The sequence below is a fragment of the Clostridium sp. 19966 genome (assembly GCF_032335695.1).
Lineage (GTDB): Bacteria > Bacillota > Clostridia > Clostridiales > Clostridiaceae > JACTOJ01.
In genome coordinates this window covers 77,565-98,465 of the sequence record NZ_JACTOJ010000007.1, presented here as the reverse complement: position 1 = coordinate 98,465, position 20,901 = coordinate 77,565, and the positions used below count along the sequence as shown (strand labels likewise).

The following is a 20,901-nucleotide window of genomic DNA, read 5'->3' as shown; positions in this document are numbered from 1 at the left end:
AAAATGGCTTTAAAGGAGTTCCAAGCAGAATCAAAGAGACTTTTAGATTTAATGATTAATTCAATCTACACTAACAAGGAAATATTTTTGAGAGAGCTTATATCAAATGCCAGTGATGCTATTGATAAGAGCTATTATCGCTCACTAGTTGATGAGAATGTAAGCTTTAATAAGGACGATTTTTACATAAGAATAACAGCAAACCAAGAGGATAGAACCGTAACTATTACAGATACAGGCATAGGAATGACCAAGGAAGAATTAGAAAATAACTTGGGAACCATAGCTAAAAGCGGATCTTTTGCTTTTAAAAATGAAAGTGAAGCAAAAGAAGGAGTAGATATAATAGGTCAATTCGGAGTAGGCTTCTACTCAGCCTTTATGGTGTCAGATGAAATTGTCGTAAAGAGCCGTTCTATAGATTCAGCACAAGGCTACAAGTGGCAATCTAAGGGCGCTGAAGGTTATGAAATAGAGGAATTAGATAAACAGGAAATAGGAACTGAGATAATCCTAAAGCTGAAGGCTGATACAGAGGACGAGAAGTATAGCGATTATTTGGAAGAATACAAACTTAGAAGCTTAATTAAAAAATATTCGGATTTTATAAAATATCCTATTAAGATGTTAGTAAAAAAGAGTAAATTAAAAGAAGGCAGCGATAAGGAATACGAGGATTATTTTGAGGATGAAACCTTAAACAGCATGGTGCCAATCTGGAGAAAGAACAAAAATGAGCTTACTCAGGAAGATTACGATAGATTCTACATGGATAAACATTTTGGTTTCGATAAACCTCTTAAGACCATACATGCCAGCGTGGAAGGTTTAGCAAGCTACAACACTATATTATTCATACCAGCTAAGCCTGCTTATGATTTTTACACAAAAGAATTTCAAAAGGGCTTAGAGCTTTATTCTAACGGAGTATTAATAATGGAGAAGTGTGCAGATTTACTTCCAGATTATTTCAGCTTCGTGCAAGGTTTGGTCGATTCTGCAGATCTTTCCTTAAATATTTCAAGAGAAATGCTTCAGCAGGACAGACAGCTTAAATTTATTGCTAAGAGAATAAAAGATAAGATAAAGAGCGAGCTTTTATCCATGCTTAAGGATGAAAGAGATAAATATGAAGAATTCTATAAGAGCTTTGGAAGACAATTAAAATATGGTGTGTATTCTGACTTCGGAATGAACAAAGAAGATTTACAGGATCTTATAATGTTCTATTCTTCTACAGAAAAGAAATTGGTAAGCCTTGATGAGTATGTTTCACGCATGAAGGAAGATCAAAAATATATATATTATGCTTCTGGCGAAAGCGTAGAAAGAATAGATAGACTTCCTCAGACTGAAGTAGTTAAGGATAAAGGTTTTGAAATATTATATTTCACAGATGATGTAGACGAATTTGCTATAAGAATGCTTATGAAATATAAGGAAAAAGAATTTAAGTCCGTGTCCAGCGGAGATTTAGGCTTTGAGGCTGATGAAAAAGAAAGTCAAAAGGAAACAGAGGAAAATAAGGACGTATTTGCTTTCATGAAAGAAGCTTTAGCTGGCAAGGTTAAAGACGTTAGAGCCTCTAAGAGATTAAAGAGCCATCCTGTATGTATATCTAATGAGGGTGAAGTTTCAGTAGAAATGGAAAAAGTTTTAAATATGATGCCCGATAATAATAATGTCAAGGCAGATAAGATACTTGAAATAAATACAAGTCATGAAGTGTTTAATTCTATTAAACAGGCTTATGCTGAGGATAAGGATAGATTGAAGCTCCTTTCTAATTTATTATACAATCAGGCATTACTAATTGAGGGATTAACTATAGAAGACCCTGTACAATTTGCTAATGATGTATGCAGCTTAATAAAATAAAGCTATGTTTTAAGAGGGAATCAGCACTGATTTAAAACAGATTCTAAAATAATTACAAATAAATATATTACTTGAGTTAAAAAAACTGGGTTTCTTAAATTGTAGAAATCCAGTTTTTTTAAGTATAGGCTAATATTAAAACATTGACAACGTTGTCATATAAGCGTAAGTATATAAAATACATAATATTACAATTTTATGTATTTTTCTTTGTATGAGTTAAAAAATGGGTAGTATATTTCCAATATATATGATATCATTTTAAATATAAAAATATATATAATTATAAAAACAATTTAAATTTGATATTATTTGTTGAATTTGGAGAGGTGTAGCATATGATTGAAGCTCTAAAGCAAAGTAAACCAGTTATTAGCTGTAAAGCAGGAGACATTATAGCGGAAGATATTTTAATTAATGGAGTAAAGCTTTTAGGAAAAGATACTTTACTAAATAATTACATTATTGATAAACTTAGGGATAATGGAATTTACAAAATATGTACATATAATTTGCAGGAAGATCTTAATTTAGAGGATTCAAGTATTATATTATCTAGTTTGACACAACAATATAAATTGTATATAAATGCTATAAGGGATATTTTTAAAGATTTGGTTACGAAAAATGAAGTGGATTATGATACAATTGGAAAATTAGCTGAATCTATATCTGAAAATTTGAAAAATAGCACTTATATAGTTCAATGCCTTACTTCACTTAGAGAAACGGATGAATACACTTACTCTCACAGCTTAAATGTGGCTTTTTATTGCATGCTTACAGCAAAATGGATGAATATGAGCATGGATGAAATTTTGGAAATCATAAAAGCTGCATTGCTCCATGATATAGGAAAGATGAAAGTTCCTAACGAAATTTTAAACAAACCTGGAAGATTATCTAGCAGCGAATTTGACGAGATGAAAAAACATACTATTTTTGGATATGATATTATTAATGATTGTGATGAGATATGCAGAAATGTGAAGCAGTCAATATTGATGCATCATGAGAGAACAGATGGATCTGGATATCCTTTTGGAAAGGTAGCTGAAGAAATTCCTACTTTTGCCAAGATTATTGCTATAGCAGATGTATTTGATGCTATGACAAGTAATCGTGTATATAAGAGGAAAACTACTCCGTTCAGTGCCTTTAAAATGTTTTCTTCAGAGGGATTAAAGCTGTTTGATATAAAAATAATGCATACTTTTATGGAAAAGGTATCTGTTTATTACATTGGAATGAAAGTTAAGCTTAATAATGAAAAAGAAGGAGAAATAGTGTACATACCTCCTAAAGATATATTATATCCTATAGTAAGGATTGATGATGAATTTATCGATTTTAGAGCAAATAAGGAATTATGTATCACAGATATATATAATTAAAATATAGCTTGCATTAAAGGGGTGATATTTTGACGCTTCAGCAAATTAAATATGTTATAGAGATAGCTAATTGCGGTTCCATGAATGAAGCGGCAAAACATTTATTTATCTCCCAGCCAAGCCTTTCGAATTCTATAAGAGATTTGGAAGAAGAACTTGGAATATCAATATTTGAACGTACTAACAGAGGAATCAGCATCTCTGAAGAGGGAGCTGAATTTTTATTGTATGCCAAACAGGTATTGGAGCAGACAGAATTTATAGAAAATAGATATCATGGAAGCAACAGAAAGCCTATAAGGTTTTCTATAGCTGCTCAGCATTATGCGTTTATCGCGGAGGCTCTTATTAATTTAATCAATGAAAGAGCTTATAGCGAATATGAGTTTAAGCTAAAAGAAATGCGAACTTATGAAATCATAGAAGATGTGAAAAACCTGCGCAGTGATATAGGAATTTTGCAGCTTAGTGATACAAATGCAAAAATTATGAACAAAATTTTCAGCGACAATAACTTAAGGTATACTCCATTGTTTAATACAAATCCTCATATTTTTATAGGTGATCAGCATCCACTAGCTGATAGGGAAAGCGTAAGTTTAGATGAACTTGTAGAATTTCCTTATATAGTCTTTGATCAAGGAAATAGTTCTCCCCTGTATTTCTCTGAAGAGATGGTGAATATAAATATACCGTCTAAGAGTATAAAGGTAACAGACAGAGCTACCTTATCAAATTTATTAATTGGAACTAATAGTTATACAGTAGGTACTGGCATCGTTGTTCCAGCTTTAAATGGTGATAGAATAAAGTCTATATTGATAGAAGATACTCCAATTGTTACTATAGGATGGATCACGCATAAAGATATAAAACTTAAAAAAGCTGCTATAAGGTATATAGAGATATTGAATGATGTAGTTTCATCTAATTATTTTGATTTAAATAATTGTTTGCTTTAAGTTAAGGGAGGGGTTTAATTTGGAAAAGAAAATTAAGAAGCTTCCCTTTCACTATGATATAGTAGGAAGTTTTCTTCGTACGGAGGAAATAAAAGCTGCTCGTTTTGAATATGAGAATAAAAATATTACGGCTTCAAGGCTTAGGCAAATTGAAGATATAGAAATTATGAAGCTGGTGGAGAAGCAAAAACAAATAGGGCTTAAAGCAGTGACTGATGGGGAATTTAGAAGATCTTGGTGGCATCTGGATTTTTTTAAAGGGATTAAAGGTGTAGAAAAGATAAGCTTAAACCAAGGGATAAATTTTAAAAGCCCCAAAACTAAGGCAGAAACCGTTAGAATCAAGGATAAGATTTACTATGAAATCCACCCAATGCTGGAAGACTTCAAGTATCTTAAAAGTATAGCAGGGGAATGCATACCTAAATTTACTATTCCAGCTCCGTCTCTGTTTCATTTTGTGATAAGCAATAATGAAAACAAAGCATATAGAGATAATGAAGAACTATTCAGTGATATAGTTAAGGTTTATAGTGAGGCATTGAAGGATTTTTATGCTGCCGGCTGCAGATATATACAGTTAGATGATACTACCTGGGGAACACTTTGCAGCGAAAGACATAGACAACATTTCAAAAGCAAAGGAATCGATCCAGATACACTGGCTAAAGAATATAGTTCATTAATTAATGAAAGTATCAAGGAATGTCCAGAAGATATGCTCATAGCAATGCATGTATGCAGAGGAAATTTAAGGTCAGCTTGGTTTGCTTCTGGAGGATATGAACCTGTAGCTAAAGAGCTTTTTGGTAAGGTAAATGTGGATGGCTTTTTTCTTGAATATGACGATGAGCGTTCGGGAGACTTCGCTCCTTTAAGGTTTATTAAAAATCAATTTGTAGCTTTGGGGCTCATAACCACTAAGCATGGCGGCTTGGAAAGCAAGGAGCATATAAAAGCAAAAATTTCAGAGGCGGCTAGGTATGTGGATATAAAAAACCTTTGCCTAAGTCCCCAGTGTGGCTTTGCATCAACAGAAGAGGGAAATCTAATAACTGAGGAAGAACAATGGGATAAAGTTAAACTTGTAATAGATACTGCTAATGAAGTTTGGAATGACCTGCTATAGTTAATAGCTATAGCAGGTCATAGTTTTTTGGAGTTACCTTGCTTTAGGCTGCTTGTGCTATGATTAATGTAAATTAAGATTTGAGAATAAGGAGAAAAGACAATGAGTAAGGTATTTGAAAATGCAGTGAAAAGGAATAAGACACCTTTTAGATATGATATAGTTGGAAGCTTTTTAAGACCGGCAGAACTAAAAAATGCCCGCCAGGCTTTTAAAAATGGTGAAATATCCGAGGAAGCTTTGAAGCAAATAGAGGATAAAGAGATTGTAAAATTGGTAGAAAAGCAAAAAGCTGTGGGGCTAAAGGCGGTAACGGACGGGGAGTTCAGGAGATCCTGGTGGCACCTTGATTTTATGTGGGGTTTGGATGGAGTAGAAAAGCTTGTTATTGAACAAGGTTATAGATTTAATGGACTTGAGACTAGAGCTGAAACTGCAGGACTAACTGGAAAAATAGATTTTTCAAATCATCCTTTTGTAGAGCACTATAAGTTCTTGAAGAGCATAGCTGGAGATGATGTGATAGCGCGTCAGAGCGTACCAGCTCCAGCACAGTTTTTGTCAGAGCTTCAGAGAGCTGAAAACAAGGACAAAACTAGAGCAATATATAAAAATATAGAAGATTTAGTGGCAGATATAGCTGCAGCTTACAGAAAGGCAATAAAGGCTTTTTACGATGCTGGCTGCAGAAGTCTTCAGCTAGACGATTGTACTTGGGGAATGTTTTGCGACAAGAAGTATTGGGAGGCTAGACAACAGGAAGGTGTGAGCATAGAAGATATAGCCAAGCTTCATGCTCGTGTAAATAATGAGGCTATAAAAGATCATCCAAGTGATATGGTGATTACTATGCATGTGTGTAGAGGAAATTACCATTCTACCTGGGCTGCTTCAGGCGGTTATGAACCTATAGCAGAGATATTATTTGGCGGAGTTAACGTAGATGGATTTTACTTGGAATTTGATACAGATAGAGCTGGCGATTTTAACCCTTTAAGGTATATAGGAGAAAAACAAGTGGTGCTTGGACTTGTAAGTTCTAAAATTGGCCAGCTTGAGGATAAGGAAGAGATCGTTAAACGCATAGAAGAAGCTTCTCAATATGTGAATATAAATAATATTTGCTTAAGTCCCCAGTGCGGCTTTGCATCAACAGAAGAAGGCAATATTCTGACGGAAGAGCAGCAGTGGAATAAATTAAGATTCATTAAAGAAATTGCAGATGAAATTTGGAAGTAAAAACCATTAAGATTATAAGTAATAAGTAAGAGAGAATAAGTAAGAGTTAAAAGTTATGATTAAAATCGGCTTCTCCCAAAGACGATTTCTTACATAAACTCTTCACTGTTCGCTCTTACTTTTTAATTTTTACTTATTAACTGTTTAAAAAATTTCATATTACGAATTGCAATTATCTATATTAAGGCTTTACTTATGTTTTATAATCGGCTACAATTTCTATAGATATTTTAAGTTTGTACAATTTTAATTAGGGTATACTTTAATTTAAAAGAGAGGGAAATAAAATGAATTTATTGGATGAAGCTAACAGATGTCTACTATGTAAAAATCCTATGTGCAGAAAGAACTGCCCTATAAATACTCCTATTCCGGAGATTATAGATCTTTACAGAGAAGGAAAGCTTAAGGAAGCAGGAGAAATACTATTTGACAACAATCCTCTTTCCGTGGTGTGTGCTTTAGTTTGTCCACATGAAGATCAATGCAATGGGCATTGCGTGAGGGGAGTAAAGAGTGCACCTATAGATTTCTTTAAGATAGAAGAGGAGATATCTAAGGAATATTTAAAGAGTGTTGAATTTGAAAACATACCTAAGAAAGATGATAGAATAGCCATTGTTGGTGGTGGACCAGCAGGTATAACTGTAGCTTTTATACTTGCCAGAAAAGGATATAAAGTAACTATTTTTGATTCACATGATAAAATAGGTGGAGTTTTAAGATATGGAATACCAGCTTATAGATTGGGTAAGGATTTTATTGATACCTTTGAAGAAAAATTAATCAGCTTAGGAGTTAAGATAAGACCAAATACTCTAATTGGACCAGTCATAGGGATAGATAGACTTTTAGAGGATGGATATAAAGCGGTATTTATCGGTACTGGAGTATGGAATCCTAAACCTTTAAATATAAAGGGCGAAACCTTAGGAAATGTACATTATGCCATAGATTATTTAAAGTCTCCTAGCGTATATAGACTAGGAAAAAAGGTTGTAGTAATAGGAGCAGGAAATGTGGCAATGGATGCAGCTAGAACTGCTAAGAGAAATGGTGCTGAAGTTACTATAATATATAGAAAAGGCTTGGAAAATATGCCGGCTACTAAAAAAGAAATAGCAGAAGCCAAAGAAGATGGCGTAGAATTTTATTTATTTAAAGCGCCTAAGGAAATAACAGAAGAAGGAATAAAGCTGGATGCAACTGAGAATGTAGTAAATGAAGCTACAGGGAGAATAGAAACAAAAATCATGGCTGGAAAAGAAGAATTTTTCTCCTGTGATTCAGTAATCATTGCAGTTAGCCAAAATCCAAGGACTAATATAGTATCAAATACTACAGAACTTAATACGGACAAATATGGATTAGTTATAACTGATGAAAAAGGAAATACCACTAAAAAAGGAACCTTTGCGTCAGGAGATGTAGTTACAGGTGCCAAGACCGTAGTTGAAGCAGTAGCAAAAGCAAAAATAGTTGCTGATACTATTGATGAATACTGTAAAAACAATTAATTGAAATTATAAAATTTGCTGAACTAAATCTATTTTAGTTCAGCTTTTTACGTGGATAAACTTTATTCTTGCCAAGAATGGAATATAAATATAAACTAAAGACATATTACTAAGGATTTAAATAAGAGTTTATTTTGGAAAGTGCTGATTATTATAAATTTTCAAGGTGAACTTAATTATGCGAATGTAAGGAGACAAGAAAAATATGCTGGAAAATAACTTTTTGCTAAATGTGGATATGCTGGAGTGCATAAGAAAAAATACAGCGGATGTAATTTTTTCCTCGGAAAAAGGAACCCTTATATATGATAAAGTATCAAAAATTTATATGATGTCTACTGAGGAGATAAAAACAGCTAAATTAATCATAGAAAAAATAGCAGAGGATGTTCAAGAAATAGTATCCCATCAGAAATTTTATAATGATCTGTTAATAGATAAATTTAATTTTACTAGAGAAACTCCCTGCTATAATTCTGTATACACAAATAAAAAAGCTATAGAGATAGAAAACATGGATATTCAAATAAAAACTCTCACAGAAGAATACATAGAAGAAATTGAAAATAATTATTCGGGTAAGGACTTATGCTCCAGCGGATATGTAGAAAGAAGAATAAAGGCTGGTGCAATGGAAGGCGCCTTCCTCGATAGCAAGCTATGCGGTTTCATAGGAACCCATATGGAAGGTTCTATAGGTATGCTGGAAGTGCTGCCGCAGTATAGAGGAAGAGGCATAGGCAAAGCCTTGCAGGCAGCAGCTGCAAACAAAGCGCTGGAACATGGAAGATACGTATATGGACAAGTAGTTGAAGGAAATAGTGTATCAAGAAAGCTTCAGGAAAGCTTAGGCTTTGAGCTTTCTGTAAGTAAGGTTTATTGGCTTTCTAAATAAGAAAGCCTTGTACTTAGAAGTTATCCTTAAAGTGCTTAAATAAAACAGGGGTTATAGCTGGATAAGTGAGATTTTCAGGCAGCTCATCAAAGCACTCAACTCTTTCCATTTCACTTTCAGGCAATTCTCCGAGTTCTTTTATATGGGCAAAAAACACCATCCCATATCCAGTGGAATCATCATCTCCAGCCCAGTAGTCAAATACAGGTTTTATGTCGTAGGAGACAGCACCAGTCTCTTCAAATAATTCTCGCTTTGCAGCCTCTAAAGGAGTTTCATTTAATTCTATGTGTCCACCAGCTGTTTCAAAGGTAGTCCTTTTTTTATGTTTGCACAAAAGCCATTTATCATTGAGTTTAGCTATTATAACCACGTATTTATATTTTTTTAAAGAATTCAATTCACATGCATGACATTCCATAGCATTCACCTCATCGCTAAAATCTTATGTAATTAATTTATATAGTAACCTATAAACTTATAATTGGCAAACCACAGTAAGCACTGATTTAAAACAATCCTTAGAGTTTTAGAGCCATCAAAGCCTTTATCAACATTCTCTTAAAACATAGCTTTTTAATATGAAGTGCTGTTGTCATATTTTGTTTGGTAGTATTGATATATAGTTATGATTATTATAAGGAGTTGAATTTGTATGGGAGAAAAGTTTGATTATAAAAAAGAATTTAAGGATTTATATTTGCCTAAGGTTAGACCTTCCTTGGTGAATGTACCTTCAATGAATTTTATAATGCTGGATGGTAAAGGTGACCCCAATGGAGAAGAATATCAGGCGGCTATACCAGCACTTTATTCAGTGGCTTTTACAATTAAAATGAGCAGAAATCCTTTCATTAGAAAAGAAGATTATTTCGATTATGTAGTTCCGCCTTTGGAAGGATTATGGTGGATAGAAGGAAAGGAATTTTCTTTTGACAAAAGAGAGAATTGGCTTTGGACCTCTATGATAAGGCAACCCGAATTTGTTACAGAGGAAATATTTAAGGCAGCGCTAGAAGAATGTAAAAATAAGAAACCTGAGATAGATTTATCTGGGGTTAGATTTGAAGCTTTTAATGAAGGTGATTGTGTACAAATGCTCCATGTGGGACCATATTCTGCAGAGCCAGCTTCTCTAGGCACTATGAGGAAGTACATGGAAGAAAATAATTTGAAGGATGCTACAGGAAAAATAAGAAAGCATCACGAAATATATCTATCAGATCCAAGAAGAACAGCCTCAGACAGCTTAAAGACTGTTTTAAGACATCCAGTGGAAAAAATAGATTAGAAATAATGAAAGAGAAAAGTGGTGAGAAGTGTGGATTTAAAGGAGTGGAATGACAAATTAAAATATCTAAAAACCATTGTGAAAACAACAGAAGAGTTTGATAATGCTATAAATTTATTTTTGGAACTACACTCCATGGTTTTTCCTGGGGAAATGTCTGATACCAAAGAGCATACTTTTGAAGACGAGCTGTGGCAGGGGCTTGAGGAAGACAGAGTTAGAAGAGCTGTCAATGAAAAAGGAAGAACCATAGCGTATGGAATATGGCATTCTTCAAGAATAGAAGATATAACTATGAACATATTAGTAGCAGATGGGGTGCAAGTTATAAATAAAGATAATTGGCTTGAAAGAATCAATGCTTCCATATGCGATACGGGAAATGAGCTAAGCTCAGAAGAGATACTTGAGTTTAGTAAAAATATAAACATAAATGAATTAAAAAATTATAGGATAGCTGTTGGAAAAAGGTCTGAGGAAATAATAAGAGGTCTGAGATTTGGGGATTTCGAGCGAAAAATACCCAAGGAAAGGCTTGAGAGGGTTATGGATGAGAAGGCCGTAGCAAATTTGCCTAGTGCTAACTGGCTTATAGATTTTTGGGGTAAAAAAGATGTGGCTGGAATTTTATTCATGCCTGTTACAAGGCACCATGTAGTGCATTTAAATGAAAATATGAGAGCTAAAAAAGCTAAATTTTAAAAAAGAGTGAAATTGAAAACATTTGGTTAAGAAAAGGAATTCTACAGGGATTCCTTTTTTATGTATACATATTTTTATATTATATTGTTAAAAATAGATATTGATATATATTTTACAGAATATATGTGTTAAGAAGGAATTATATATGGTACGAATAAGCAGTCATCAGTTATTTACCTTAGCTTTAGCTTTTGAGATAGGAAGTACAACTATTTTTGTATTAGGGATTGAAGCAAAACAGGATGCATGGTTGGTTATTATACTAGCTACCCTTATAGGAATAGCATCTACCTGGATTTATACTAAACTGCAAAACAACTTTCCTAATAATAATTACTCTGAAATAATAATTAAGATACTGGGAAGTAAGCTTGGAACTCCATTAGCTGTTTTATACTGCTGCGAGTGGTTTTGGCATTCTGCGAGAAATCTTAGAGAATTTGGTGAACTCATAATAATAACTACTCTGCCAAATACTTCTCTGATTTTGATATGCTCTCTGATTTCATTAGTAAGTGCATATACACTTACTAAAGGAATTGAAAGTTTAGCTAGAGCCAGTGAAATACTCCTTCCAATCATAGTGATTTTTCTTATTACTTCTTATATTCTTATATTTATTTCAAAAAATGCAGATTTGAAAAATATTACTCCATTTTTTGCTGGAGGCTTGAAACCTATAATTAAAGCTGTACCAGAAGTAGTCATGTTCCCCTTTGGAGAAAGCTTAGTATTTAATATGTATTTTAACTTAGCAAATAGAAAAGAAAAAGTAAGTAAAACTATGCTGCTAGTTATTTTGCTGTCTGGAATAATTCTATGCTGTTCTACAATTGTTATTATATTGTCACTTGGAGCTAAGTACGCTTCTATAGCAACTATACCCTTGGTGGAAGCCATAAGGCTTGTCAATATAGGAGACATAATAACTAATATTGATGCAGTTGGAGTAACAATTATATTCTTAGGTGGATTTTTTAAAATATGCACTTATGCTGGGGGAACTATAATGGGGATAAACACTATATTTAATATAAAAAATAGAAAAGTAACTGTAGTAGTGTTTCATTTAATATTGTTAGTATTCTCTATAAAATTTGAACCAAGTTATGCATATCATAAATGGATGTTTCCTTTTGATATTAATAATTTTGCAATTTATTACTCAAATCTATTTCCACTTTTATTGATTGGTATACTTTGGATAAAGAAAAGAAGGGCAAAACAAGGATGAAAATATTAGAATACTTTAAGACCCTATTGGAAGGAAGAGGGTGGTACGCAGCTTTCATGGTTATATCTGCATTGGTGTATACATGTATATTAATATTATATTTCGCAATGCAGCTTCTATTATTGATTTTAGGAGTCAAGATTAATAATAAAGCTGATGGTAAGAAAGAATAGTATTAATCTGTTAAGAAATATTAATGATATAAATTAAAGGCAGGTATGTTTTATGTTTAGATATTTGTATAAAAAAATAAATTTTTTTAAGTTAAAAAGAGAAAACGAGGAGCGCTTTGATTATAGGAATGATAATTCTAATGGAAAGGGCATAAAACTATCAACAGATTTGAAGCAGAACTTAGTAATGCTTAAAGATATACTTGGAAATAGTACAGATATAATCTATAGGGAATTCTACTTTGGAGAAAACAGTCAAGTGCATGGTGCACTAATATTCCTTGAAGGCTTGTCTAATAAGCAGATGATTAATAACAATATAATGAAGCCCTTAATGTATGATTTGAAGCTTTGGAATGTAAGTAAATCTCTTTCTAAAAACTTAGATTACATAGAAAATACCATGGTTTCAGCAGGAAATGTGAAAAGAATATGCTATATAAATGAAATAATTGACGCTTGCTTATCTGGTGATACTATTTTTTTAATGGAAAGCTGTAATGAGGCCATAGACATACATTCTAAGGCATGGGAGGGCAGGGGAGTTGAGGAACCAAAAACAGAAGCTGTGGTAAGGGGGCCTAGAGAAGGTTTTACAGAAACTATGGCTACTAATATGGCGTTGATTCGAAGAAAAATAAAAAATCCTAATCTTGCCTTTGAGACTATGCAAATTGGTAAGCAAACTAATACAAGTGTATGTTTAATTTATCTTAAGGGGGTAGTAAAGCCTAAATTAGTCACTGAAGTAAAAAATAGATTAAGAAAGATAAACACTGATGCAATCTTAGAATCTGGATATATTGAGCAATTTATAGAAGATGATTCATCATCTATTTTTCCCACCATAGGAAATTCCGAAAAGCCAGATACTGCCGCTGCTAAGATACTGGAGGGAAGAGTCTGCATTTTAGTAGATGGTACTCCTTTTGCGCTTACTGTTCCCATGCTTTTTGTAGAGGGTTTTCAAAGTGCTGAGGATTATTATTCAAGACCGTTTTTCGCAAGCATGTTAAGAGCTTTAAGATTTATTTGTTTTGAAATAACCGTATTGGCTCCTGCTACCTATGTTATGCTTACAACCTTCCATCAAGAATTAATACCTACAACTCTGCTATTTACAATGGCTGCAGGGAGAGAAGGAGTCCCTTTCCCTGCAATAATGGAAGCTGGATTAATGGTTATCACTTTCGAAATACTTAGGGAAGCTGGAGTTAGGCTGCCAAGGCCTGTTGGTCAAGCGGTTAGCATTGTAGGAGCTCTAGTAATAGGTGAAGCTGCTGTTTCGGCAGGTTTAGTAGGTGGATTGATGGTTATTGTAGTGGCTCTTACAGCAATTGCTAGTTTCGTGGTCCCAGTATATACGGATGTGTGTGCTATCCTGCGAATAGTGTATTTGATATTAGCTGGGACTTTAGGGATTTTTGGAGTAGGAGTAGGCATGTTGGCTATTCTTGTACATATAGTATCTCTAAGATCTTTTGGCTCACCATATTTATCTCCATTGGCACCTCTTACTGATGAGGATATTAAAGACAGTTTTTTCAGAGCACCTTTATGGAAGATGAATACTAGACCTAGAGTGATAGGATGGCATAATAGCACAAGGGAAGAAGAGGGCTTTGAAGCAAACTCATCCAGTAATAAAAATTCAAATTAGCAGGGAGAAACCAATGAAAAGATATATTAAATTGATAGCTTGCATATTGATAATAGCTAATCTTACAGCTTGCTCCAGTGCACAGGAATTAAATAAACTGGCAATAGTGACTGGAGTGGGAGTGGATAAAAGTAATGAAGAAAATAAAATAAAACTTACAGTTCAAGTGCCTAAAGTAGCTAATTTTAATATTACATCTAAGTCAGGTGGGACTACTGGAGCAGAAAATGCTTCTATAAATTTAACAGAGGAAAGTAAAACCATATCTGGGGCATTAAAAGATTTTAATAGAGTTATGAATAGAAAACTGTTTTTTTCACACAATCAGGTTATAATATTTGGAAACAAAATGGCTGAAAGCGGAATAGAAGAATATATCGACTTTTTTTTGAGAAATAGAGAAACACGGATATTAGTATGGATATTGGTGTCAAATGGAGAAGCGGATAAGATATTGGATGTAAAGCCTTCCTTAGATATGACTTCTGGACGAAACATAGGAGAACTTATAAAAAATGAACAAAAAGCATCCCAGGTTCCAGCAGTAGATTTAAGAGAATTTACTTCTAAGCTTATAAGTAAAACCACTGCGCCTATTGCACCAATCATTGAGATAGATGAAGAGAAAAAAAATAAGGGCGTTATTATTTCAGAATCTGCAGTATTTGATAAAGGTAAGATGGTAGGCAAACTAAATTACAAAGAAACCAGAGGGTTATTATGGGGAGTTAACAGAGTAAAAAACGGTATCATAACAGTAAATGCAAAACAGGATGAGAAAGAAGCTGTCCTAGAAGTCACAAAATCCAAGAGCAAAATAATACCTAATATAAAGGATGGAATAGTATCCATGAACATTAAAATTGAAGCTGAGTGCGATTTAGGTGAACAAACTTCCTCAGAGGATTTAAGTACGCCTAAGGGATTTAATATGCTTGAAGAAAAGGCAAGTGAAGAGGTAAGAAAAGAGGTTATGTCTGCAGTAGATAAATCAAAGCAGTTAAAAGCAGACACCTTCGGATTTGGGGATATTATATATCAGCACTATCCCAAACAGTGGTCCAAAATGGAATCAAATTGGAGTAAGATTTTTCAAAATATAGAGGTTCAAGTGGATGCAAATATAAATATAAGAAGATCTGGAAGAATAACAAAGCCTGCCACCTATAAGGGAGAATCATAAGAAGAGGTGATTTTTAATGGTATTAGCTATTATAGTGTTTTTTCTGATTTCTGCTGTAATGGAAACAAAAAAATTAATTATTAAATGCTACTACAGAGAACTAAAGTTTTTTTATGTATTTTTAGCTGCGGCTTTTATTATTAGCATACTATTTACTCAGGGAATTCACACCCCAAGTCCGGAAGTACCTATTCAGCATTTAGTAAAGGATATATTACACCTAAATTATAAATAATATTTTTAACATAAATCCATAGGAGAAGTTGCTATGAAAATTGAAAAGGGTATAATTTCTGTTTCACAATTAACATTTTTGATTATAGGGCTTTTGCAGGCAGCTACGCTTACTGTATCTTTTATTGGCGGAATTGCCAAGCAAAATATATGGTGGATATGTATTGTTGCTTCAATACTCACCTTAGCATTATTATTAATATACCTTTCCATAATAAGCAAATACTCAGATAAGAATATCATAGAAATAAATGATATAGTATATGGAAAATATCTAGGGAAAGTAATATCTATTAATTATATAATATATTTCACATTTATAGTAATTGTTAATTTAAGATATATAGCAGATTTTTTTAGCACGTATCTTTTTGCAGGTACACATATAGTAATATTTATATTAATTATGGCCGCATTATGTGCTTATGCAGTAGAAAAAGGCATAGAAGTAATAGCTAGAATTGCTCCGATAATAGCAATTATAGGCTTTTTCATATATATAGTGGTTGCAGCACTTAACATTAAGCAAATGAAATTAAGCAATTTTCTTCCTCTTTTTCAAATAAATCTAAAAGATTTCATACAAAGTGTAAATATAATTGTCAGCATTCCTTTTGGTGAGATTTTTGTATTTACAATGATTTTTAACTGTACAAATGATAAAAGTAAGATAAAAAAAGGAGCTATAATTGGTGCAATAATTGGGTTTGTATATGCATTCTTAATAATTGTAAGAAATCTAGGCGTATTGGGTGAACTAGGAAGCATGGATATAGCACCTTCCTATCAAGTAGCAAAATTAATAAATATAGGTGAAGTTATTACTCGGGTAGAAATACTGATAGGTGTAATATTAATGTTTGTTATATTTTTAAAGACCTCTATATTTTATTATGCTTCTGTTATAAGCCTGGCTCAATTGTTCAAATTAAGAGAATACAATATATTCATTATTCCCATAGGTGCTATTAGCTCCGTTTATGCCTTATTAGTAAACCAAAATCAAGCTGATTATTCTTATTATGCCTCTAATATATACCCAATACAAGCATTGCCAACCTTAGTTATCATACCTATAGTCACTTTAGTTGTGATGTATGTGAGAAAATTACCTAGTTAATGTAAGTGAATCTTTAGGTTTCTTAAGATTTATTTATAAATATCTTAAAAAAATGCCTCTAAAATTTAGTTATAACATTTTATGACTATTTATTTGGAGGTATTTTAATGAAGAAAAAATGTAGTATGATAAAAGTAGTAATATTACTTTTCATGGTTATTTTACCACTAGCTTTGCTTATTGGTAACCAACTTAATAATATTCTATCGGGTGATGATGAGAAAAACATGCATGTTATTAACCAAGATAGTAATTTAATATTAGTAAACAAGGAAAATCAGTTACCATCAAATTACATACCGAATGATTTAGTGAAAGTTAATATCAATTTTTATAAAACTGCTGCGGATGAAGAGAAACATATGAGAAAAGAAGCAGCTAAGGCTTTGGAAGCTTTATTTAATTCAGCTAGTAAGGATGGAATAATTCTATATGGAGTAAATGGATATAGATCTTATTCTACTCAGAAAGCTTTGTATAAGGAAGAAATGCAGAAGAATGGTAAGGACTATGCTGAAGAGTATGTGGCAAAGCCTGGAGATAGTGAGCATCAAACAGGCCTTGCCATGGATGTAACCAATAAAAATTATTCTACCAGCTTTGAAACGACTAAAGAGGGAAGATGGCTAGCAAAAAATTGTTACAAATTTGGATTTATAATAAGATATCCACTGAATAAACAAGAAACAACTGGGTATAATTATGAGCCATGGCATATTAGATTTGTAGGCATTGATGCTGCTAAATATATTTTTGACAAAGGACTTGTTTTGGAGGAATATCTTAAACAAAAAAATAGCCTCCCGAACTGAAGGAAGTTTTAAATTAGTGTAAAAATCAACACTGATTTAAAACAGAACCAGAAATGAAAATTGAAGCAAAGGGGGATTTATATGAACGAGAAAATTTTGGTGGTAGATGATGATAAGGAGATATTAAACCTGGTGGGGATATATTTAAGCAATGAGGGTTATGAGGTATATAAAGCTTTAAGCGGATATGAGGCTCTAAACATAGTGAAAAAAGATAAATTGCACTTAGTAGTTTTAGACATCATGATGCCTGACATGGATGGTATGGAAGTATGCAGGCAAATAAGAAGGGAAGCCAATATCCCTATTATAATGCTTAGTGCAAAGGGCCAAAACACTGATAAGGTAGCAGGACTACTTACTGGTGCAGACGATTATATCACTAAGCCTTTTGATCAATTGGAGTTTATTGTTAGAGTAAAAACTCTCCTAAGAAGAGCTTATCTGTTTGATAGGGTAAACAAGGCTCCTAAAGATGAGGATTTGATTCAGCTTGGACTATTAACTATAAGAAAATCAACCCACCTTGTTTTTGTAGAGGATGTTAAGATAAATCTTACTGCTAAGGAGTTTGATATATTAGTACTTCTTGCAAGCAGTCCTGGAAGAGTTTTTAGTGCAGAAGAAATATTTGAACATGTATGGAAGGAAAGGTATTTCCAAAGCAATAATACGGTAATGGTTCATGTTTGCAATCTTAGAGACAAGCTTCAGGATAAGCTAAAAGGAGAAAGCATAATTCATACTGTGTGGGGAGTTGGGTATAAAATTGAAAAAGACAGAGATTTATAAAATAGAAGGTCGAATCCTATTAATGATTTTTTACTGTTTTTTATTAACAATCATAACCTATTTTGTTTTTTTGCGAATTTACGATAGAGTTATAACAAGAGTCATTATGCAATATATGCCAAGCTTAATGGAGAATTTATATAGAGTAAAAAATCTATTTGATTTTGTGTTTAACAGCTATGCTTTAGGAATTATTATTTTTATACTGTACTTCCACATATTATTTCGCAAAAAAATAATTTGTTTTTTGAAAATAAATAAATCAGTAAAGCTAATGTCTCAAGGAGATTTTGAAATTAGAATAAATGGAATTGATGATGAAAACTTCGGAGATTTAGCGAAAAGTATAAACGATATAATGAATAAGTTTAATAATAGCTTGCAGGAGGAAAAAAGAAGTGAACAGACAAAGATAGATCTTATAACCAGCGTATCTCATGACTTAAGAACTCCATTAACCTCTATACTTGGATATCTGAATCTAATAAATGAAGATAAGTATAAGGATGAAATAGCTCTTAGGTATTACGCAGATATTGTATATTCCAAAGCTAAAAGATTAAAAAATCTTATTGATGATTTATTTGAATTGACTACTTTAAATAATTATGGATTCAGAATCAATAAAGAAAAAATAAATTTAGTAGAATTTATAAATCAGCTTATCATGGAACATAGATTAGAGTTTCAAAGTATGAATATGGAGTGCAGAACCTATTTTCCCCAAGCGAAAGTGGAAATATTCGGTGATGGTAATAAATTAGTAAGAGCTTTTGAAAATCTCATTTCTAATAGCATAAAATATTCTAAATGCAGTCCTTTCATGGATATCTATGTTAATACTGAAGAAGATTTTATAAGGATAAGCTTTATAAATTATGGTGATCCTATACCTCCACTAGATATTCCATATGTATTTGATAGATTTTATAGATCTGAAAAATCAAGATCTGAGGCAACAGGAGGCTCAGGTTTAGGATTAGCAATAACTAAAAATATTATTGAACTTCATGATGGAAAAATAGAAGTTAAGAGCAGCGCTGAAAAAACAACTTTTGAAATACGTCTTCCCCTAGTTTTGCAAGAGAATAATAAAATATGATAAAATAAGCTAAGAAGTAAGAAGGAGGATTTTGTAATGGATTCAAACGTAAAATGGTGCAATGAAATGACTATAGAACGGACAATAAAGGCTTTAGAAAAGAATAATATGAATGGATATTACATTAATAGCAGAGACGAGCTTATAGAAAAGATAAATTCTCTTATTAATGAAGGAGATATGATAACTGTAGGCGGCTCTGCTACATTAAATGAAACAGGAATACTTGAATTATTAAGATCAGGTAAATACAATTTTTTAGATAGATACAAGGAAGGCCTCTCAGGAGAAGAAATAGGAGAGATATTTAGAAAAGCCTTTTTTTGTGATGCATACTTTACAAGTACAAATGCATTGACAGAAAACGGTGAATTGTATAACGTAGATGGTAATGGGAATAGAGTGGCTGCAATGCTTTTCGGGCCTAAAAAGGTTATAGTCATCTGCGGAGTAAACAAGATTGTTAAAAACATAGAGGAAGCTGTAGAAAGAAATAAAAGATGCTCTGCTCCAATGAACGCTAAAAGGCTTAATAAACCTACTCCTTGTGCAAAGGTAGGCTATTGCATGGATTGCAGCAGCAGTGGCAGAATATGCAATGAGTATACAGTGATAAAGAGGCAAAGCAATAAAGAAAGAATACATGTATTAATACTTAATGAAGCGTTAGGATACTAATAGCTATAACTACAAAAGCGAAAGAAGATGATTACTTTCATGGAAAAAATAAATATATTAGGTACAGGCTCTGCTATGGTTACAAAATGTTATAATACTTGTTTTACCATAAGCAGGGGGGGAGAACATTTTTTGGTGGATACAGGAGGGGGAAATACTGTATTAGCTAATTTGGAAAAGCTGAATATACCTATTGGAAGTATTCATAGTGTATTTATATCCCATAGGCACAATGACCACATAACAGGCATAGTTTGGATAATAAGAGCTGCAGCTCAGCAAATAATAAATGAAAAGTATGAAGGAAATTTGACTATATATTGTCACAAAGAAAATATTGATGCAATAAATACTATTTCTAATATACTTCTGGAAAAGAAATTCACAAAATACATAGGAAACAGAATAATATTCTCTGAAATATCTGATGGAAGTAAAAAGCATATATTAGATTGGAAAGTGGAATTCTTTGATATAAAAAGCACTAAGCAGCTTCAATTTGGTTTTAGTACAATTTTAGAAAATGGTAAAAAACTTACCTTTTTAGGGGACGAGCCATATAGGGAATCAGAGCTAAAGTATGCAGAAAAAGCTGACTATCTCATGCATGAAGCCTTTTGCCTATACTCGCAAAAAGATATATTTAAGCCCTATGAGAAGCATCATGCAACAGTTAAGGATGCTTGTGAAAATGCAGCAAAATTAGAAGTTAAAAGTATAATCTTATACCATACGGAAGATAAAAATATGGAGAAAAGAAAGGAGCTGTATATTGCAGAGGGAAAACAATACTTTAATGGCAATATAATTGTTCCTGAGGATCTTGAGATAATAGAGCTTTAAATTGGAAAGGCTATGTTTTAGCATAGCCCTAAAGGTGATTAAAAACCCGTACTTATTGAAAAT

At 32.7% G+C, this 20,901-nt stretch carries 20 protein-coding genes; 19 read left to right on the top strand and 1 reads right to left on the bottom strand.

Annotated elements, in window-relative coordinates:
• Positions 1-3: 3 nt before the first annotated feature.
• The 7 genes from htpG (at position 4) to IAI10_RS09120 (ending at position 9,014) form a co-directional block, all read left to right on the top strand.
• Positions 4-1,878, top strand: coding sequence for a molecular chaperone HtpG (gene htpG / locus IAI10_RS09150; RefSeq protein WP_315673134.1), 1,875 nt, complete (start codon positions 4-6; stop codon positions 1,876-1,878).
• A 338-nt stretch (positions 1,879-2,216) separates the two neighbouring features.
• Complete coding sequence (locus IAI10_RS09145; RefSeq protein WP_315673004.1) at positions 2,217-3,272, top strand: HD-GYP domain-containing protein; 1,056 nt, start codon at positions 2,217-2,219, stop codon at positions 3,270-3,272.
• Between the two features lie 29 nt (positions 3,273-3,301).
• A complete protein-coding gene (locus IAI10_RS09140; protein WP_315673003.1) occupies positions 3,302-4,234 on the top strand; it encodes a LysR family transcriptional regulator in 933 nt (310 codons plus the stop codon).
• A gap of 19 nt (positions 4,235-4,253) precedes the next feature.
• Positions 4,254-5,363 carry a 5-methyltetrahydropteroyltriglutamate--homocysteine S-methyltransferase gene (locus IAI10_RS09135; RefSeq protein ID WP_315673002.1) on the top strand — a complete coding sequence of 370 codons (1,110 nt, stop codon included), beginning with the start codon at positions 4,254-4,256 and terminating at the stop codon, positions 5,361-5,363.
• A 102-nt stretch (positions 5,364-5,465) separates the two neighbouring features.
• Positions 5,466-6,602 carry a 5-methyltetrahydropteroyltriglutamate--homocysteine S-methyltransferase gene (locus IAI10_RS09130; protein WP_315673001.1) on the top strand — a complete coding sequence of 379 codons (1,137 nt, stop codon included), beginning with the start codon at positions 5,466-5,468 and terminating at the stop codon, positions 6,600-6,602.
• Between the two features lie 287 nt (positions 6,603-6,889).
• Complete coding sequence (locus tag IAI10_RS09125) at positions 6,890-8,119, top strand: NAD(P)-dependent oxidoreductase (RefSeq protein ID WP_315673000.1); 1,230 nt, start codon at positions 6,890-6,892, stop codon at positions 8,117-8,119.
• A gap of 205 nt (positions 8,120-8,324) precedes the next feature.
• Positions 8,325-9,014 (top strand): GNAT family N-acetyltransferase, encoded by a 690-nt coding sequence (locus IAI10_RS09120; RefSeq protein ID WP_315672999.1) that lies wholly within the window; start codon positions 8,325-8,327, stop codon positions 9,012-9,014.
• A 13-nt stretch (positions 9,015-9,027) separates the two neighbouring features.
• On the opposite strand, the gene IAI10_RS09115 is transcribed toward IAI10_RS09120, so the two are convergent.
• Entirely contained in the window at positions 9,028-9,435 is a 408-nt protein-coding gene (locus IAI10_RS09115; RefSeq protein ID WP_315672998.1) for an NUDIX domain-containing protein, read from the bottom strand.
• A gap of 234 nt (positions 9,436-9,669) precedes the next feature.
• Between IAI10_RS09115 and IAI10_RS09110 the strand changes: the two genes are divergently transcribed.
• From IAI10_RS09110 to IAI10_RS09055, 12 genes are all read left to right on the top strand, one after another.
• Positions 9,670-10,305, top strand: coding sequence for a GyrI-like domain-containing protein (locus IAI10_RS09110; RefSeq protein ID WP_315672997.1), 636 nt, complete (start codon positions 9,670-9,672; stop codon positions 10,303-10,305).
• 30 nt (positions 10,306-10,335) lie between these two features.
• Entirely contained in the window at positions 10,336-11,007 is a 672-nt protein-coding gene (locus IAI10_RS09105; RefSeq protein WP_315672996.1) for a DinB family protein, read from the top strand.
• Positions 11,008-11,152: 145 nt separating this feature from the next.
• Positions 11,153-12,241 carry a GerAB/ArcD/ProY family transporter gene (locus tag IAI10_RS09100; RefSeq protein ID WP_315672995.1) on the top strand — a complete coding sequence of 363 codons (1,089 nt, stop codon included), beginning with the start codon at positions 11,153-11,155 and terminating at the stop codon, positions 12,239-12,241.
• Positions 12,238-12,414 (top strand): hypothetical protein, encoded by a 177-nt coding sequence (locus IAI10_RS09095; RefSeq protein ID WP_315672994.1) that lies wholly within the window; start codon positions 12,238-12,240, stop codon positions 12,412-12,414. The genes IAI10_RS09100 and IAI10_RS09095 overlap by 4 nt, the downstream gene beginning before the upstream one ends.
• Positions 12,415-12,466: 52 nt before the next feature.
• Positions 12,467-14,074: a spore germination protein gene (locus tag IAI10_RS09090; protein ID WP_315672993.1), complete on the top strand. Its 1,608-nt coding sequence runs from the start codon at positions 12,467-12,469 to the stop codon at positions 14,072-14,074.
• 13 nt (positions 14,075-14,087) lie between these two features.
• On the top strand, positions 14,088-15,257 hold the full coding sequence (locus tag IAI10_RS09085) for a Ger(x)C family spore germination protein (protein ID WP_315672992.1): 1,170 nt from the start codon (positions 14,088-14,090) through the stop codon (positions 15,255-15,257).
• A 268-nt stretch (positions 15,258-15,525) separates the two neighbouring features.
• Positions 15,526-16,611 carry an endospore germination permease gene (locus IAI10_RS09080; protein WP_315672991.1) on the top strand — a complete coding sequence of 362 codons (1,086 nt, stop codon included), beginning with the start codon at positions 15,526-15,528 and terminating at the stop codon, positions 16,609-16,611.
• Positions 16,612-16,718: 107 nt separating this feature from the next.
• Entirely contained in the window at positions 16,719-17,423 is a 705-nt protein-coding gene (locus tag IAI10_RS09075; protein WP_315672990.1) for a M15 family metallopeptidase, read from the top strand.
• Positions 17,424-17,504: 81 nt separating this feature from the next.
• Positions 17,505-18,215 carry a response regulator transcription factor gene (locus IAI10_RS09070; protein ID WP_315672989.1) on the top strand — a complete coding sequence of 237 codons (711 nt, stop codon included), beginning with the start codon at positions 17,505-17,507 and terminating at the stop codon, positions 18,213-18,215.
• 115 nt (positions 18,216-18,330) lie between these two features.
• On the top strand, positions 18,331-19,317 hold the full coding sequence (locus IAI10_RS09065; protein WP_315672988.1) for a HAMP domain-containing sensor histidine kinase: 987 nt from the start codon (positions 18,331-18,333) through the stop codon (positions 19,315-19,317).
• Between the two features lie 36 nt (positions 19,318-19,353).
• Positions 19,354-19,995: a lactate utilization protein gene (locus IAI10_RS09060; RefSeq protein WP_315672987.1), complete on the top strand. Its 642-nt coding sequence runs from the start codon at positions 19,354-19,356 to the stop codon at positions 19,993-19,995.
• A 39-nt stretch (positions 19,996-20,034) separates the two neighbouring features.
• A complete protein-coding gene (locus IAI10_RS09055; RefSeq protein ID WP_315672986.1) occupies positions 20,035-20,838 on the top strand; it encodes an MBL fold metallo-hydrolase in 804 nt (267 codons plus the stop codon).
• Positions 20,839-20,901: the final 63 nt, after the last annotated feature.

Coding starts and splice junctions, on each gene's coding strand:
- htpG (WP_315673134.1), top strand. CDS start 4: ATGGCTTTAAAGGAGTTCCAAGCAGAATCAAAGAGACTTTTAGATTTA.
- IAI10_RS09145 (WP_315673004.1), top strand. CDS start 2,217: ATGATTGAAGCTCTAAAGCAAAGTAAACCAGTTATTAGCTGTAAAGCA.
- IAI10_RS09130 (WP_315673001.1), top strand. CDS start 5,466: ATGAGTAAGGTATTTGAAAATGCAGTGAAAAGGAATAAGACACCTTTT.
- IAI10_RS09090 (WP_315672993.1), top strand. CDS start 12,467: ATGTTTAGATATTTGTATAAAAAAATAAATTTTTTTAAGTTAAAAAGA.
- IAI10_RS09120 (WP_315672999.1), top strand. CDS start 8,325: ATGCTGGAAAATAACTTTTTGCTAAATGTGGATATGCTGGAGTGCATA.
- IAI10_RS09065 (WP_315672988.1), top strand. CDS start 18,331: ATGCCAAGCTTAATGGAGAATTTATATAGAGTAAAAAATCTATTTGAT.
- IAI10_RS09075 (WP_315672990.1), top strand. CDS start 16,719: ATGAAGAAAAAATGTAGTATGATAAAAGTAGTAATATTACTTTTCATG.
- IAI10_RS09070 (WP_315672989.1), top strand. CDS start 17,505: ATGAACGAGAAAATTTTGGTGGTAGATGATGATAAGGAGATATTAAAC.
- IAI10_RS09085 (WP_315672992.1), top strand. CDS start 14,088: ATGAAAAGATATATTAAATTGATAGCTTGCATATTGATAATAGCTAAT.
- IAI10_RS09095 (WP_315672994.1), top strand. CDS start 12,238: ATGAAAATATTAGAATACTTTAAGACCCTATTGGAAGGAAGAGGGTGG.
- IAI10_RS09100 (WP_315672995.1), top strand. CDS start 11,153: ATGGTACGAATAAGCAGTCATCAGTTATTTACCTTAGCTTTAGCTTTT.
- IAI10_RS09060 (WP_315672987.1), top strand. CDS start 19,354: ATGGATTCAAACGTAAAATGGTGCAATGAAATGACTATAGAACGGACA.
- IAI10_RS09125 (WP_315673000.1), top strand. CDS start 6,890: ATGAATTTATTGGATGAAGCTAACAGATGTCTACTATGTAAAAATCCT.
- IAI10_RS09115 (WP_315672998.1), bottom strand. CDS start 9,435: ATGGAATGTCATGCATGTGAATTGAATTCTTTAAAAAAATATAAATAC.
- IAI10_RS09055 (WP_315672986.1), top strand. CDS start 20,035: ATGGAAAAAATAAATATATTAGGTACAGGCTCTGCTATGGTTACAAAA.
- IAI10_RS09110 (WP_315672997.1), top strand. CDS start 9,670: ATGGGAGAAAAGTTTGATTATAAAAAAGAATTTAAGGATTTATATTTG.
- IAI10_RS09080 (WP_315672991.1), top strand. CDS start 15,526: ATGAAAATTGAAAAGGGTATAATTTCTGTTTCACAATTAACATTTTTG.